12 protein-coding genes are annotated in these 16,131 nt (G+C 44.3%); 7 read left to right on the top strand and 5 right to left on the bottom strand.

All coding sequences use genetic code 11. From position 1 onward, the window contains the following. Positions 1 to 44: 44 nt before the first annotated feature. Both tldD and rng read right to left on the bottom strand, forming a co-directional pair. Entirely contained in the window at positions 45 to 1,493 is a 1,449-nt protein-coding gene (gene tldD / locus MS_RS03620) for a metalloprotease TldD (protein WP_011199959.1), read from the bottom strand. A 227-nt stretch (positions 1,494 to 1,720) separates the two neighbouring features. After that, positions 1,721 to 3,196, bottom strand: coding sequence for a ribonuclease G (gene rng / locus MS_RS03615; RefSeq protein WP_011199957.1), 1,476 nt, complete (start codon positions 3,194 to 3,196; stop codon positions 1,721 to 1,723). A gap of 209 nt (positions 3,197 to 3,405) precedes the next feature. Here rng and putP point away from each other — a divergent pair, with 209 nt between their 5' ends. Further along, positions 3,406 to 4,920: a sodium/proline symporter PutP gene (gene putP, locus MS_RS03610; protein WP_011199956.1), complete on the top strand. Its 1,515-nt coding sequence runs from the start codon at positions 3,406 to 3,408 to the stop codon at positions 4,918 to 4,920. 3 nt (positions 4,921 to 4,923) lie between these two features. Then, positions 4,924 to 5,889 carry a tRNA 5-methoxyuridine(34)/uridine 5-oxyacetic acid(34) synthase CmoB gene (gene cmoB, locus MS_RS03605; protein ID WP_011199955.1) on the top strand — a complete coding sequence of 322 codons (966 nt, stop codon included), beginning with the start codon at positions 4,924 to 4,926 and terminating at the stop codon, positions 5,887 to 5,889. A gap of 37 nt (positions 5,890 to 5,926) precedes the next feature. On the opposite strand, the gene birA is transcribed toward cmoB, so the two are convergent. Further along, entirely contained in the window at positions 5,927 to 6,868 is a 942-nt protein-coding gene (gene birA, locus MS_RS03600; protein ID WP_011199954.1) for a bifunctional biotin--[acetyl-CoA-carboxylase] ligase/biotin operon repressor BirA, read from the bottom strand. Positions 6,869 to 7,023: 155 nt separating this feature from the next. On the opposite strand from birA, the gene guaB reads away from it, so the two are divergent. The 3 genes from guaB to guaA all read left to right on the top strand — a co-directional run bounded on the left by guaB (position 7,024) and on the right by guaA (position 10,518). Next, complete coding sequence (gene guaB, locus MS_RS03595; protein WP_011199953.1) at positions 7,024 to 8,487, top strand: IMP dehydrogenase; 1,464 nt, start codon at positions 7,024 to 7,026, stop codon at positions 8,485 to 8,487. A gap of 111 nt (positions 8,488 to 8,598) precedes the next feature. Further along, on the top strand, positions 8,599 to 8,925 hold the full coding sequence (locus MS_RS03590) for a hypothetical protein (RefSeq protein ID WP_011199952.1): 327 nt from the start codon (positions 8,599 to 8,601) through the stop codon (positions 8,923 to 8,925). 21 nt (positions 8,926 to 8,946) lie between these two features. Then, a complete protein-coding gene (gene guaA, locus MS_RS03585; RefSeq protein WP_011199951.1) occupies positions 8,947 to 10,518 on the top strand; it encodes a glutamine-hydrolyzing GMP synthase in 1,572 nt (523 codons plus the stop codon). Positions 10,519 to 10,761: 243 nt separating this feature from the next. On the opposite strand, the gene MS_RS03580 is transcribed toward guaA, so the two are convergent. After that, positions 10,762 to 12,423 (bottom strand): phospho-sugar mutase, encoded by a 1,662-nt coding sequence (locus tag MS_RS03580; RefSeq protein ID WP_011199950.1) that lies wholly within the window; start codon positions 12,421 to 12,423, stop codon positions 10,762 to 10,764. Positions 12,424 to 12,712: 289 nt separating this feature from the next. Here MS_RS03580 and MS_RS03575 point away from each other — a divergent pair, with 289 nt between their 5' ends. Continuing rightward, the gene (locus MS_RS03575) at positions 12,713 to 13,354 is read left to right on the top strand and encodes a DUF1919 domain-containing protein (RefSeq protein ID WP_011199949.1); all 642 of its coding nucleotides are present in this window, start codon (positions 12,713 to 12,715) and stop codon (positions 13,352 to 13,354) included. A gap of 261 nt (positions 13,355 to 13,615) precedes the next feature. Continuing rightward, positions 13,616 to 14,581: an acetyl-CoA carboxylase carboxyl transferase subunit alpha gene (accA, locus tag MS_RS03570; protein ID WP_011199947.1), complete on the top strand. Its 966-nt coding sequence runs from the start codon at positions 13,616 to 13,618 to the stop codon at positions 14,579 to 14,581. A gap of 109 nt (positions 14,582 to 14,690) precedes the next feature. On the opposite strand, the gene MS_RS03565 is transcribed toward accA, so the two are convergent. Beyond that, positions 14,691 to 16,115: an alanine/glycine:cation symporter family protein gene (locus MS_RS03565; protein WP_090654782.1), complete on the bottom strand. Its 1,425-nt coding sequence runs from the start codon at positions 16,113 to 16,115 to the stop codon at positions 14,691 to 14,693. Positions 16,116 to 16,131 lie beyond the last annotated feature (16 nt).

The raw sequence follows: 16,131 nt of genomic DNA, 5'->3' as shown, positions 1-16,131 counted from the left end.
CACATAAAAAAGACCGCACTTTTATGTACGGTCTTCGTTATTGTTTAATTTGTACCGCCAACGGTGATTCTTTCGATTTTTAATGCGGGTTGTCCCACGCCGACCGGCACACTTTGTCCCTCTTTACCGCACACGCCGATACCATGGTCGATTTCCATATTATCCGCCACCATTGAAACCTGCTGCATCACTTCAATACCGCTGCCGATTAAAGTAGCGCCTTTTACCGGACGAGTGATTTTCCCCTTTTCAATAAGGTAGGCTTCTGTGGTGGAGAAAGTGAATTTTCCGGAAGTAATATCCACTTGCCCGCCGCCGAAATGCGAGGCAAAGATACCTCTATCAATTGAACCGATCAAATCCTCAAACTTGCTGTCGCCCGACAACATATAAGTATTAGTCATGCGGGGCATCGGCAAATTCGCATAAGATTCGCGGCGCCCGTTTCCGGTCGGCGCGACACCCATCAGGCGGGCATTCATTTTATCCTGCATATAACCTTTTAAAATACCGTTTTCAATCAATACGTTGCGCTGACTTGGCGTACCTTCGTCATCAATGGTAAGTGATCCGCGGCGGTTCTCTAACGTGCCGTCATCTACAATCGTACAAAGCGGCGAAGTAACTAATTCGCCGATTTTGCCCGAAAACAGCGAGCTTTCTTTGCGGTTAAAATCCCCTTCCAGACCGTGCCCCACGGCTTCATGCAATAATACGCCGGGCCAGCCCGCACCTAATACTACGGGCATTAACCCCGCTGGTGCCGGAATCGCTTCTAAATTCACCAGCGCTTGACGCACCGCTTCCTTGGTAAAGGATACGGCTCTAACTTCGCCTTCGAAAGACTCCAGAAACCAATTCAAGCCAAAACGCCCGCCCGCACCGGCACTTCCGCGCTCGCGCTTACCCTCTTTTTCCACCAGTACGGAAACGGATAAACGTACTAAAGGACGAATATCGGCGGCTAATGTGCCGTCCGTTGCCGCTACCAGCACTTCTTCATATATGGAACTTAAACTTGCCGAAACCCGGCTTACATAAGGGCTCATACCGCGCGCCGTTTTATCCACCAAATACAGTAATTCGATTTTCTGTTCTTTCGTTAAGGTATCTAACGGATTAACCGCGGCATAACGTAAAATCGGATTGACCCGGTTAAATCCCGTCGGAGTGATAATCCGCCCTTGTTCTGCCGGCGCAATACCTTTCACCGCATTGGCGCATTGCTGCAGGCTTGTCAAATTGATTTGGTCGGAATAGGCAAAACCCGTTTTCTCACCGCTAATAGCTCGCACACCAACCCCGCGATCAATATGAAAACCGCCCTCTTTGATAATGCCGTCTTCCAGCACCCAGCTTTCGTCTTGACTGAGCTGAAAATAAAGATCGGAATAATCTAAATGGCGATGAGCAAGTTGATCAAAAATATTGGGAAGATCTTTTACGGATAAATTACTTGGCGTAAGCAGACTTTCTACAACTTTATTTAACATTTTGTTCCTAAAATGAATTGGCTGAAGTGAAAAACTTGTTAATAGGGCCTGCTATTCACCGCATTTTACGCCTTACCTGTGGCTATTTTAGACAACAACGCAACCGGTTATAAAACATAAACAGACCCTAACGGCGGCTATTATATATAAAAGTGCGGTCGATTTCTTCAAAGTTTTAAAACTTCGGAAAAATCGACCGCACTTTTTACGGATAACTATATGACGACTTACATAACAACGACGTCAAACTGATCCTGATTGTAATATACTTCTGTCTTCACCTGTACCTGTTTGCCGATAAAAACCTCAAGTTCGGCGATTAAGCCGTGGCTTTCTTCGTTGATCAGATATTCGGATACCGCTCTGGAAGCGTAAACCACAAATTGTTCGCTTGAGAATAAATGGTGAACACGAATGATTTCACGCATAATTTCATAACACACGGTTTCCACGGTTTTCACATGACCCCGTCCCTGGCAGGCGGGACATTCGCCGCATAAAACGTGTTCCAGACTTTCCCGGGTGCGTTTACGGGTCATCTCCACCAGGCCGAGCTGGGTAAAACCGTTCACATTGGTTTTTACGCGATCTTTAGAAAGCGCTTCTTCCAAAGACTGAATAACCCGGTTACGGTGTTCGTCGGTTTGCATATCAATAAAATCAATAATGATAATACCACCGAGATTACGCAATTGAAGTTGTTGGGCAATGGCTTGCGTCGCTTCAATATTGGTATTGAAGATGGTTTCTTCCAGATTGCGATGGCCGACGAAAGCACCGGTATTAATATCAATAGTGGTCATGGCTTCGGTTTGTTCGATAATCAGATAACCGCCGGATTTTAAATTCACGCGCTTATCCAATGCGATTTGAATTGCCGTTTCCACCCCGTACACATCAAATAACGGCTGATTGCCCGAATACAGCACCAGTTTATCCACCAGTTCGGGCATAAATTCTTCGCAAAATTCATTCACTTCGGTGAAACATAATTTTGAGTCGATACGGATTTTTTCGATGCCGGCGCCGACAAAATCACGCAACACACGCAACGCCAAAGCAAGTTCGCCGTAAAGCATGGAACGGGTCGGATATTTTGCTTTGCGTTCCATTACTTTTCGCCATAAACGTTTAAGAAAATCCGCATCCTGTTTTAATTCGTCTTCTGTGGCGCCTTCTGCGGCGGTGCGGATAATAAAGCCGCCCAATTCGTCGCAATAAGGCTCTACCAAGGCTTTTAATCTTGCCCGTTCGTCTTCGCTTTCAATACGCTGGGAAACGCCCACATGGCTGTTTTCCGGCATAAATACCAAATAACGGGAAGGCAGCGTAATATCCGTGGTCAGGCGCGCGCCTTTGGTTCCCAAAGGATCTTTCACCACCTGCACTACGATATCCTGCCCTTCTCGCACTAATTCGGCGATATCTTTCACGATAAATTGTTTCTGTTCGCTTTCATCCACGCATTCGGTGTGAGAAACAATGTCGGAAGCGTGTAAAAAAGCGGCCTTTTCCAAACCGATATCCACAAATGCCGACTGCATACCGGGCAGAACGCGGGTCACACGGCCTTTATATATGTTACCGACTATCCCTCGTTTCGCCTGACGTTCGATATGGACTTCCTTCAAAATCCCCGTATCCACCAACGCAATCCTGGTTTCATTCGGCGTTACGTTCACCAATAATTCAACAGAATTCATAAAAAATACCTAAAACTTAACAAAATTGAACATAGTCTAGCGAAAAGGACAATGGAATAACAGAGCTAATTATTGTAAAATGTGAGCTTTCTCAAATTTTGCCAAAATAAACACAGGCTTGTGCGGGTTTTAAATTATTGTTAATCGTATTTAAGTTTTTACCGTTAACAAACTTAATTTGAAATTACGATTAATCATGGAGATTCATAATGTTTGGATTAGATCCAACACTCATTACATTTACGATTTATATTTTAGGTATGCTCGCCATCGGCGTACTTGCTTATTATTATACCAATAATATTTCGGACTATATTCTCGGCGGGCGCCGTTTAGGCAGTTTTGTGACAGCCATGTCTGCGGGCGCATCCGATATGTCCGGCTGGCTTCTAATGGGCTTGCCCGGCGCGGTTTATGTTTCCGGCTTAATCGAAGGCTGGATTGCCATCGGTTTAACTATCGGCGCCTATTTAAACTGGTTGTTTGTCGCCGGTCGTCTGCGCGTTCATACGGAATTTAACAATAATGCGCTGACCTTGCCCGAGTATTTTCATAGCCGTTTCGGTACCTCGCACAATTTGTTAAAGATTATTTCCGCCTCTATTATTTTAGTATTTTTTACTATTTATTGTTCGTCAGGCGTGGTTGCCGGCGCTAAATTATTCCAAAATCTATTTGGTATTCCCTACGCCACCGCACTTTGGTACGGCGCTTTAGCGACTATCGCCTATACCTTTATCGGCGGATTTTTAGCGGTAAGCTGGACGGACACTATCCAAGCCACATTAATGCTATTTGCCTTGATCTTAACCCCTGTTGTGATCGTGGTTTCTCTAGGCGGAATAGACGGCTTTTCAGCATCCATGCAAAGTGCGGAAATAGATATGCAAAAAGACTTTACCGATTTATTCACCGGCACTTCAACATTAGGTTTATTCAGCCTTGCGGCATGGGGTTTGGGTTATTTCGGTCAACCGCATATTCTCGCCCGTTTCATGGCGGCTTATTCGGCAAAATCCTTACACAAAGCCCGCCGTATTAGTATCACCTGGATGATTATCTGCTTAATCGGCGCAATCAGTATCGGTTTTTTCGGTATTGCCTTCTTTCATGCCAATCCGCAAATCGCCGAGGTGGTCACCAAAGAACCCGAGCAGGTATTTATCGAATTAGCGAAACTGCTCTTTAACCCTTGGGTTGCGGGTATTCTGCTTTCCGCTATTTTAGCCGCCGTCATGAGTACTTTAAGCTGTCAGTTATTGCTCGCCTCCAGTGCGATTACCGAAGACTTCTACAAAGGTTTTATTCGTCCTAAAGCAGGCGAGAAAGAACTGGTTTGGCTGGGTCGCATAATGGTATTGATTATTGCCGCGCTCGCCATTTGGATTGCCCAGGATGAAAACAATAAAGTCTTAAAATTAGTAGAATTTGCCTGGGCAGGCTTCGGCAGCTCTTTCGGGCCTGTGGTATTGCTCTCCTTATTCTGGAAACGCATGACCTCATCAGGTGCAATTGCAGGTATGCTGACCGGCGCAATCGTAGTATTTAGCTGGAAATCGGTAATTCCTGCGACATCCGAATGGTCAGGAGTTTATGAAATGATTCCCGCATTCTCGTTAGCCTCATTAATGATTATCCTGGTTTCATTGCTTTCACCGGCGCCAAATAAAGAAATTGTCGAAACCTTTGAAAAAGCAAACCTTGCTTACAAAAATGCGGAATAAACCATGATTGATTTTCGTCCGTTTTATCAACAAATAGCCGTGAGCGAACTTTCCTCATGGCTGGAAACCCTGCCGTCACAACTTGCCCGATGGCAAAAACAAACTCACGGCGAATACGCCAAATGGGCAAAAATCGTGGATTTTTTACCGCACTTGAAAACCGCGCGTATCGATTTAAAAACTGCGGTCAAATCCGAGCCGGTTTCTCCGCTTTCGCAAGGCGAACAACAACGGATTATCTATCACCTCAAGCAGCTTATGCCGTGGCGTAAGGGGCCTTATCATTTACACGGCATTCATGTGGATTGCGAATGGCGCTCCGATTTTAAATGGGATCGCGTACTCCCCCATTTAGCGCCGTTGCAGGATCGCCTTATTTTAGATGTAGGCTGCGGCAGCGGGTATCATATGTGGCGCATGGTTGGTGAAGGCGCCAAAATGGTGGTGGGCATCGATCCTACGGAATTATTTCTTTGCCAGTTTGAAGCGGTACGCAAACTGTTAAATAACGATCGCCGGGCAAATTTAATCCCGTTAGGTATTGAAGAAATGCAACCGCTGGGCGTATTTGATACGGTTTTTTCCATGGGCGTGCTCTATCATCGTAAATCGCCGCTGGATCACCTGAGCCAGTTAAAAAATCAATTGCGCAAAGGCGGAGAATTAGTGCTTGAAACGCTGGTGACGGATGGTGACGAACATCATGTCTTAGTGCCGGCGGAACGTTACGCCAAAATGAAAAACGTTTATTTTATTCCTTCCGTGCCTTGTTTAATTAATTGGCTGGAAAAATCCGGTTTCAGCAATGTGCGTTGCGTGGATGTGGAAGTCACCTCGCTGGAAGAACAGCGTAAAACCGAATGGCTGGAAAATGAAAGCCTGATTGACTTTTTAGACCCGAATGATCACAGCAAAACCATTGAAGGCTATCCGGCGCCTAAACGGGCGGTTATTTTAGCCAACAAATAATTCAAAAGGCTCCTATATTAAAAAAGGAGCCTTTACTTTATGCGGGCTTGCGCAAAGAAACTTCTCCGCCGTTAAATTTCAAAAGCTCGCCGTTTTTAGTTTTAATCAGAATATAACCATTTTCATCAATACCTTGGTTTATGCCCGTAATAGTTTGCTTTTCGGTAATAATGTTCACTTCTTTATTAAAATAATAATCCGTCTCCGCCCATTTCTCACGGAACACCGCATTAATCCCTTCCCGTTCAAAAGCGGCGAGATAAAGATAAAGATGCTTAACTACCCGAATCAGCAATTCGTTACGATCTAACTGCGGTAATATTTCGCAAAGTTCCGCCCAAGGCTGATCAATTTGAGCTTTCAGTTTTGGCAGCGAAAGATTAATGCCGATACCTATCACCAGATTTAATTGATCCTGTTGCCGGTTCGCGATCTCAATCAAAATACCGGCTAATTTTCGCCCGTTTAATAAAAGATCATTCGGCCATTTCAAATTTATCTCTTTTCCGCCCGCACTTTTTATGGCATCGGCAATCGCCATACCAATTACCAGGCTCAAACCGTCCAAAGGTTTACGGGCGTTCAACGTCCAATAAATGCTCAAAATCAATTGCCCGGCAAAAGGCGAAAGCCATTGACGACCGCGCCGCCCCCTGCCTGCGGTTTGATGCTCGGATAAACATAAATCGCCTTTTTTCAGTTCCGCTAAATGATTCAGAATATATTGATTAGTGGAATCAATGACCGGTTGAATTACAACCCGATGAGGAAATAAAGCTTTGCTCAGGCGGGCGCCGTCCAGTAAATCAAGCTGAGGTATTAATTGAAGGGTTTGCGGTGAGGCTTTAATTTGAATGCCTAAAGTTTGTAAGCGCTCCGTTTCATCAAGCAATTGCGCTTGGCTGAGCGATAAAAGTGCGGTCAATTTTTTAAAAGTTTTTGGCTGACCGTCGGCTAAAATCTCTAATAAGGACGACATAAATTTCCCCGAAAAAATGTAACTTGTCTTTTTATCATAAAGTTCAAAAAAGTAAAAATTTTTTTTAAAAAATCCATTCCCAAACGATTGCCAACCCTGTATAATCCGTCCGCAATATTTTTTAACATCCACATAAAACAAGAGAGAATATTGCTATGTTACGAATCAAACAAGAAGCATTAACTTTTGATGACGTTCTTCTAGTTCCTGCCCATTCCACAGTATTACCTAATACGGCCAATCTATCCACTCAATTAACAAAAGAAATCCGTTTGAACATCCCAATGCTGTCGGCGGCAATGGATACGGTAACTGAAACTAAATTAGCAATTTCTTTAGCCCAGGAGGGCGGCATCGGCTTTATTCACAAAAATATGTCTATCGAACGTCAGGCGGATCGCGTTCGCAAAGTGAAAAAATTTGAAAGCGGCGTGGTTTCCGAACCTGTGACGGTTTTTCCCGAATTATCCCTTGGCGAGCTGGCGCAATTAGTGAAGAAAAACGGCTTTGCCGGTTATCCCGTTATCGATCAGAATGATAATTTAGTCGGTATTATCACCGCTCGCGATACCCGTTTCGTTAAAGATTTAAATAAAACCGTTGCGGAAGTGATGACGCCGAAAGAAAAACTGGTTACCGTAAAAGAAGGCGCAAAACGTGAAGACATTATTGCCTTGATGCACAGCCATCGTGTAGAAAAAGTGCTGGTAGTTGACGATAACTTCAAACTAAAAGGCATGATCACAGTTAAAGATTTCCAAAAAGCGGAACAAAAACCAAACGCCTGTAAAGACGAATTAGGTCGTTTACGTGTGGGCGCTGCCGTCGGAGCAGGCCCGGGTAACGAGGAGCGTATTGATGCGCTGGTAAAAGCCGGTGTGGATGTGTTACTTATCGATTCTTCACACGGTCACTCCGAAGGCGTATTACAACGCGTTCGCGAAACCCGCGCGAAATATCCTAATCTGCCGATTGTCGCAGGCAATATCGCCACCGCGGAAGGCGCAATCGCGCTTGCCGATGCCGGCGCAAGCGCAGTGAAAGTGGGCATCGGCCCGGGTTCAATCTGTACAACCCGTATCGTAACAGGTGTGGGTGTACCGCAAATTACCGCTATTTCCGATGCAGCAGCCGCCTTAGAAGGCAGAGGCATTCCGGTTATTGCCGACGGTGGTATCCGTTTCTCCGGCGATATTGCAAAAGCCATCGCCGCCGGCGCCTCTTGCGTCATGGTAGGTTCCATGTTTGCCGGTACGGAAGAAGCGCCGGGCGAAATCGAACTTTATCAAGGCCGTTCATACAAATCATACCGCGGCATGGGTTCATTATCTGCAATGTCTCAAGGCTCTTCCGATCGTTATTTCCAATCCGATAACGCAGCGGACAAATTGGTACCTGAAGGTATCGAAGGACGCATCGCTTATAAGGGTTTATTAAAAGACATTATCCATCAGCAAATGGGCGGTTTGCGCTCATGTATGGGTTTAACCGGCTCCGCTACCATTGAAGATTTACGTACTAAATCTCAGTTTGTACGCATCAGCGGCGCGGGTATCAAAGAAAGCCACGTGCATGATGTGACTATTACCAAAGAAGCGCCGAACTATCGTTTGGGATAAGCGTTTAAATTAACCCTAGGGTGGGCTTGCTAAGCCCACCTTTTCTAGTTTAAAGTGCGGTTAAAATTTACAAAGTTTTGTGAAATCTGATTGTCATAAAAGGAGTATGACATGAAAAAAGCAGGATTAACGTTAGCTTTATTATTAACTGGCTGTGGTATTTTAGGACCATCATATTCTGGTGAAACAACTGCGGGAGCGTTGCTGAAATCAGACACTGAACGCAACATTAATATATTTTTTAGAGCTATTCATCAATGCTCACCTGAAAAAATTCATACACAAATAAATAGCGCAAAACCAGCAACGCAAAATTCAGTTGAACAAGCCCAAGAAACTTGGACTGTAACAGGATGTGGAAAAACTGAAGTATTTAATATTCAATATGTAGGTGATGGTGTTGGCGGAACCTATATTCGTATGAGCAAAAAGAATTAATTAATCATCATTGGAAACAAAATGAACAACATTCACAACCATAAAATCCTAATCCTCGACTTCGGTTCCCAATATACCCAGCTGATCGCGCGTCGCGTGCGTGAAATCGGGGTTTACTGCGAACTTTGGGCGTGGGACGTAACGGAACAACAAATCCGTGAATTTAATCCGACCGGGATTATTCTTTCCGGCGGTCCGGAAAGCACCACCGAAGACAACAGCCCGCGTGCGCCGGAATATGTATTTAACGCAGGCGTGCCGGTGTTAGGCATTTGCTACGGTATGCAAACCATGGCAATGCAGCTCGGCGGGCTGACCGAACCGTCCAGCCACCGTGAATTCGGCTATGCTTCCGTTTCTCTCGAAAATTCCACCGCACTTTTTGCTCAGCTGAATGATGATTTAAATTCCTCCCTGCCAAAACTGGACGTCTGGATGAGCCACGGCGATAAAGTAACCCGTTTGCCGGAAGGTTTTCAGCTGACCGGTACCACGTCGACTTGCCCAATCGCCGCCATGTCTGACGAAAGCCGTCATTTCTACGGCGTGCAGTTCCACCCTGAAGTTACCCACACCAAAAGCGGTTTGGCGTTATTAACCAACTTTGTGGTGAATATTTGCGGATGTACAACCAACTGGACGCCGGAAAACATCATTGAAGATGCGGTAGCTCGCATTAAAGCGCAAGTGGGCGACGATGAAGTGATTTTAGGCTTATCCGGCGGTGTGGATTCTTCGGTAACCGCATTATTATTACACCGCGCTATCGGCAAAAATTTACACTGTGTGTTCGTGGATAACGGCTTATTACGTTTAAACGAAGGCGATCAGGTAATGGAAATGTTCGGCGATAAATTCGGCTTGAATATTATCCGCGTCAACGCCGAAGATCGTTTCTTAGACGCATTGAAAGGCATTGACGAACCGGAATCCAAACGCAAAATGATCGGTAAAGTATTTGTGGATGTATTCGACGAAGAATCCCACAAACAAACCAGCGTTAAATGGCTGGCACAAGGCACCATTTATCCGGATGTGATTGAATCCGCCGCCAGCAAAACCGGCAAAGCACACGTGATTAAATCCCACCATAACGTAGGTGGTTTACCGGATTATATGAAGCTCGGCTTAGTGGAACCGCTTCGCGAATTATTCAAAGATGAAGTACGTAAAATCGGCTTGGCCTTAGGCTTGCCTGCCGAAATGCTCAACCGCCACCCGTTCCCGGGCCCGGGTTTAGGGGTGCGCGTATTGGGTGAAATCAAAAAAGAATACTGCGATTTACTGCGCAAAGCCGACGCCATCTTTATCGAAGAACTTTACAACTCAGGCTGGTACTATAAAGTCAGCCAGGCGTTCACCGTATTCCTGCCGGTGAAATCCGTCGGCGTAATGGGCGACGGGCGTAAATACGACTGGGTGGTATCGTTACGTGCGGTAGAAACCATCGATTTTATGACCGCACATTGGGCGCACTTGCCTTATGATCTATTAGGCAAAATCTCAAACCGTATCATCAACGAAGTGGACGGCATTTCCCGCGTGGTGTATGACGTCAGCGGAAAACCTCCTGCGACGATTGAGTGGGAGTAGTTAAAAAAGGAATCTAAAGCCTTATAAATAGCCGTTTTGCAAGTGTTATGCTTCTTACAAAATGCTTGCATATTTTAGAAATACATCACCTGAAGAATAATTCTTTAGGTGATTTTTTTGTATTTTAAAATGCTACGGGAGTTTCCCCATAGCATTTCTTTTTTATAGTAAATTATGGTATAGGCCCATGGGAGCAACAGCGCTCCCCTATGTAATTTATTAATTGTTATTCCCGATCATCCGCTAACAATCCTGTTTGCCGTATTGTTCCCGGCGCAGTAATGCGCGGACGCTTTCGTCGAATTGGGCTAATACGTTATCGGCGTCGAGCGCGTCTTTACCTTTGGCATCCAGATAAAACTTGATTTTTGGTTCGGTTCCGGACGGACGAGTAATTAAACGGCTGCCGTTTTCTAAAGTAAACACTAAAATGTCGTTATTACGCTCTGTTTTTAAGTGGTCGATAAATTGCGTTACTTTGAATCCGCCGATTTCGCTTGGCGGGTTGTTACGAAGTGCGGTCATTAATTTGCTGATTTCCGTAAGATCGCTTACGCGAATTGAGATCTGTCCGCTTACATAAGCGCCGAATTCCCGATTGAATTCATTCATGTAATCTAAAATGGTTTTGCCTTGTTTTTTCAGATAAAGTACCAGATCTAAAAACGCAACGGAGGCGGAAATACCGTCTTTATCCCGAACCTTATCCGGGTCAACCAAATAGCCGATGGCTTCTTCAAAGCCAAATAATAAGCCTTTAACTTTACCGATATACTTGAACCCGGTTAAGGTTTCTTCCGATTGCAAGCCGTATTTTTTCGCGATTTCCGCCAGTGCCGGTGAAGAAACCAACGAGCAGGCCAGTACACCTTGTTTTCCTGCGGCATGATATTTTTTTGCTAAATGCCAGCCCAACAGGCAACCTAATACGTTGCCATGCAGGCTTTTCCAATTACCTTTGGCATCCGGAATCGCCACTGCCAAACGGTCGGCATCCGGGTCGTTGGCAATAATAAATTCGGCGTTTTGTTTTTTCGCTAATTTAACGGCTAAATCCAGTGCGCCTTTTTCTTCCGGATTAGGAAAACTCACAGTCGGGAAAGTACCGTCGGGATACACTTGTTCTTTCACCAAGTGCGGTTGGGAAAGCCCGGCTTTTTGCAATGTTTTGCTTAACACTTCATAACCGACACCATGCATTGCGGTGTAAACGTAATTGATGTCCGTTCTAGGCTCTTGTGCAATACTCGCCGTTTTTTCAATATAGGCATCCACCACTTGATCATCCAGCACAACATAATCTTGGCTGCGCGGTAAATTCTTAATATTGCCCGCCGCTACTTTATCAATTAATGCCGCAATATCTTTATCGGCGGGTGAAACAATCTGGCCGCCGCCGTTTTCTTTACCTAAATAAACTTTATAACCGTTATCTTCCGGCGGGTTATGGCTTGCGGTAACCATTACACCGGCTGTGGCATCAAAATAATTAATCGCATAAGCCAATACGGGAGTCGGTAATTTGCGTGGCAATAAATAGGCTTTTATGCCTGCACCCGACATAATTTCCGCCGTATCGCGGGCAAATATATCGGAGTTTTTACGTCCGTCGTAACCAATTACGATTGACGGCGCATTATGATCATATTGTTTGATATAATCGGCTAATCCGCCTGCCGCTTGCGCCACCAATACTCTGTTCATGCCCATTGAACCGGCTTGCAGGCGACCGCGCAAACCTGCCGTGCCAAACTGCAACCGTCCGTCAAAACGGGCGGTTAATTCTTTTAAAGCATTTTCGTCACCCGCTTTTGCATTATCAATTAATTGCGCTAATTCGGCTTTAGTTTCGAGATCCGGATCTTGTTCCAGCCAGTTTTGAGCAATAGTAAAAATAGTTGTCATAGTGCTTCTTTCCCTTTTAAACTGTTTATCAAAAATAATATTTGTCTAGCCTATCTGAAAATTACGTAAATTTAAATGGCTTCTTAACCTTTTATCACCTATTTTGTGATTTATCTCTCAGGCAAACGGTTGCCGTTATTTATATGAAATATAACGCATTTTATTTTAAACGATGAATTTAAAATTCATTAAAATTCTACCGCACTTTTTAATTTGTGAAATCCTGAGTAAAATGAGGTTTAATTTAAGTTAAAGAAAAGATAAGTTTATCAGTCGAGACTATTCCAATATGCAAAATCTCATAAAAAAAGCGATCGAAAAAATACGTAATCAAGTAAATAAGCAATTTCGCCGTTCTATTAATAGAAAAAATCAACGCTTATTAACCAATCATGAAATGTCGGTGATTGCCAGCAATTGTAACGGCGCTTTTATTTTGCATGATTTGGCGGAACAATTCCGTTCGCCTTTCGTTAATCTTTATCTGGAACCTGCCGACTTTGTTAAATATCTGCAAAATATTCATCATTATATGCAGGCGGATTTGCAGTTTATTAAAACGGATAAAGCCTATCCCGTAGGCAAATTAGAGGATTTAACCGTTTATTTTATGCATTATCATTCGGAACAGGAAGCCCGTAACAAATGGATCGAGCGAACCAAACGAATCAATCTGGACAATTTATTTATCCTGATGACTGATCGCGACGGCTGCCGTTATGAAGATTTAAGCGCCTTTGATAAACTGCCTTTTGCGAATAAAATCGTGTTCACTCATAAAAAATATACCGAATTTTCATCCGCACTTTACATTCCCGGTTTTGAAGCGCAATCGCAAGTGGGCGATTTATTTGAATTTTCCGGCTGGAACGGGAAGAAATTTTACGATCAATTGGATTATGTAAACTGGTTCAATACGGGAAAATATTAGGGTCTGCTTATCTTTTATAAACGGCTGCGACGAAGTTTATAAAAGATTAACGGCCCTAAATCATACGTAATAAAGTGATGAGCCTGATAACAGGCTCAACCTGATAAAAAATTCAATAATTTCACTGATTTTTTCCGCAAAAAAGCATAGAATATGTTACTAAATTGCACACCTATAAAAATACTGGTAAAGTGCGACATTATTTTGTGATAACTAAGGTCTGTTTTTCTTTTATAAACAGACCCTATATTGAGAAAAAAAATGAGTCAACAAAACCAAACAGAATATCTAGATTTTGAATTACCGATCGCAGAGCTTGAAGCAAAAATCGAATCTTTACGTTCGGTAACGGATCAAGACAGCAAAATCGATCTTGACGATGAAATTAAACGCTTGCAGAAAAAAACTGCCGAGCTCACTAAAAAAACCTTTGCTGACCTAGACGCATGGCAAGTTTCTCGTATGGCTCGTCATCCGAACCGCCCTTATACTTTAGATTATATTTCCCGTATTTTTACCGAATTTGAAGAATTAGCCGGCGACCGCGCTTTTGCAGACGATAAAGCGATTGTCGGCGGTTTGGCGCGTTTAGACGGTCGCCCGGTGATGGTTATCGGCCATCAAAAAGGGCGCTCGGTCAAAGAAAAAGTATTACGCAATTTCGGTATGCCGGCGCCGGAAGGTTATCGCAAAGCATTACGTTTAATGCAAATGGCGGAACGTTTCCGTTTGCCAATCATCACCTTCATTGATACGCCGGGAGCGTATCCGGGCGTTGGTGCGGAAGAACGCGGTCAATCGGAAGCCATTGCCCGCAACCTGCGTGAAATGTCAACATTAACCGTGCCGGTAATTTGTACGGTTATCGGCGAAGGCGGTTCCGGCGGGGCGTTAGCTATCGGTGTGGGCGATAAAGTCAACATGTTGCAATACAGTACCTATTCGGTAATTTCACCGGAAGGTTGCGCGTCAATCCTGTGGAAAAGTGCGGAAAAAGCCTCTACCGCCGCTGAAGTGATGGGATTAACAGCCAGTCGGTTAAAAGAACTTGAGCTAATTGACAATATCGTGACCGAGCCGTTGGGCGGTGCGCATCGTCAATATGACGAAATGGCACAAGCATTAAAACAACGCATTTTAAGCGATCTTGAAGACCTTGATATACTAGATAAAGAAACCTTATTAGATCGCCGTTATCAGCGTTTGATGAATTACGGCTACGTGTAAAAACAAAAAAAAAAACGGTAAGTACCAACAATACTTACCGTTTTTTATTACAAAATACAGAGTCGGCTTGAAATTTCCTCAAAAATGACCACACTTTTTATCCGTAAAACTATCTTCTGTTCCACAATCGTTGATCAAGGCGCAGTTTTAATAAACGCGGATGTAACATAATATCTAATACCGGTACAATACCCTGCTTGGCTTGACGGTGATAATCCTTTAATAACAGCCACACAATAGGCGACAAAATAATCAGCGAAACCAAATTAATCATTGCCATTACCGCCATTACCGTATCGGCAAACGCCCACACAATTCCACCGGAATTAACCGCGCCAAAATATACAAAAAACAGCACCATAGCGCGAAACAGATTCACCACAACAGGGTTATTTTTTATAAAACGGATGTTACTTTCGGCATAAGCGTAATTGCCGATGATCGAAGAAAAGGCAAACAACAACAAAATAAACGCCAGAAAATGCAAACCGAACTCACCCATATGATACTTTAATGCGTTTTGAGTAAGTGAAATGCTTTGCAACTGTTCGCCACCGTAATTATCGGATAATAAAATAATAATCGCGGTGCAGGTACAAACCACCATAGTATCCACAAATACGCCCAGCATTTGAATCAATCCTTGACTTGCCGGATGTTTCACATCGGCGGTTGCCGCCACATTGGGTGCCGATCCCATCCCCGCTTCGTTAGAAAATAATCCCCGTTTGATCCCCAGTAACATCGCTTTTGACAACATAGCGCCAAAAACACCGCCCGCCATGGCGGAAAAATCAAAGGCGCTACGGATAATCAGGCTGATTACCGACGGAATCCGATCGTAATGTATTAACAAAATACTGACGGCAATCAGCAAATATACCAATGCCATTACGGGTACAATGCGGGCTGAAAATTTACCGATACGTTTAATGCCGCCAAAAATAATAAGCGCGGTTAATAACACCAGCCCCATGCCCACATAATGTTCATCCCACAGCCAGGCATTGCGGGTTGCCTCAACAATCGAATTGGACTGTACCGCATTAAAGGCAAAGCCAAAGGTAAAAATCAATGCAATGGCAAAGGCCGCCGCCAACCATCGGGAACCTATGCCTTGAGTAATGTAATAGGCGGGACCGCCGCGAAACGAACCGTCCGCTTCCTTAATTTTAAATAATTGAGCTAATGAAGACTCGGCAAAAGCACTGGACATACCGATTAATGCGGTGAGCCACATCCAAAAAACGGCACCGGGTCCGCCAAGTGCAATGGCGGTTGCCACACCGCTGATATTTCCTACCCCGACCCGGCTTGCCAGCCCGGTTGCAAAAGCCTGAAACGGCGTTAAGGAATCGCCCTGAACCTCACGCCCGAACCACATTTCCCGCAGACTATGCGGAAATAAACGGATCTGAACAAAACCTGTGGTTATCGTGAAAAATAATCCGACACCGAGCAAAATCACGATAGTAGCATCCCATAACGGACCTTCCACATTATCTACCAACCAGTGAATTCCCTGCTCCACCATAATGACAAAATCGTTT

The sequence above is a fragment of the [Mannheimia] succiniciproducens MBEL55E genome (assembly GCF_000007745.1).
GTDB lineage: Bacteria > Pseudomonadota > Gammaproteobacteria > Enterobacterales > Pasteurellaceae > Basfia > Basfia succiniciproducens.
Note: the sequence above shows the minus strand (reverse complement) of the source record. Positions and strands in the feature narration are given on the sequence as shown.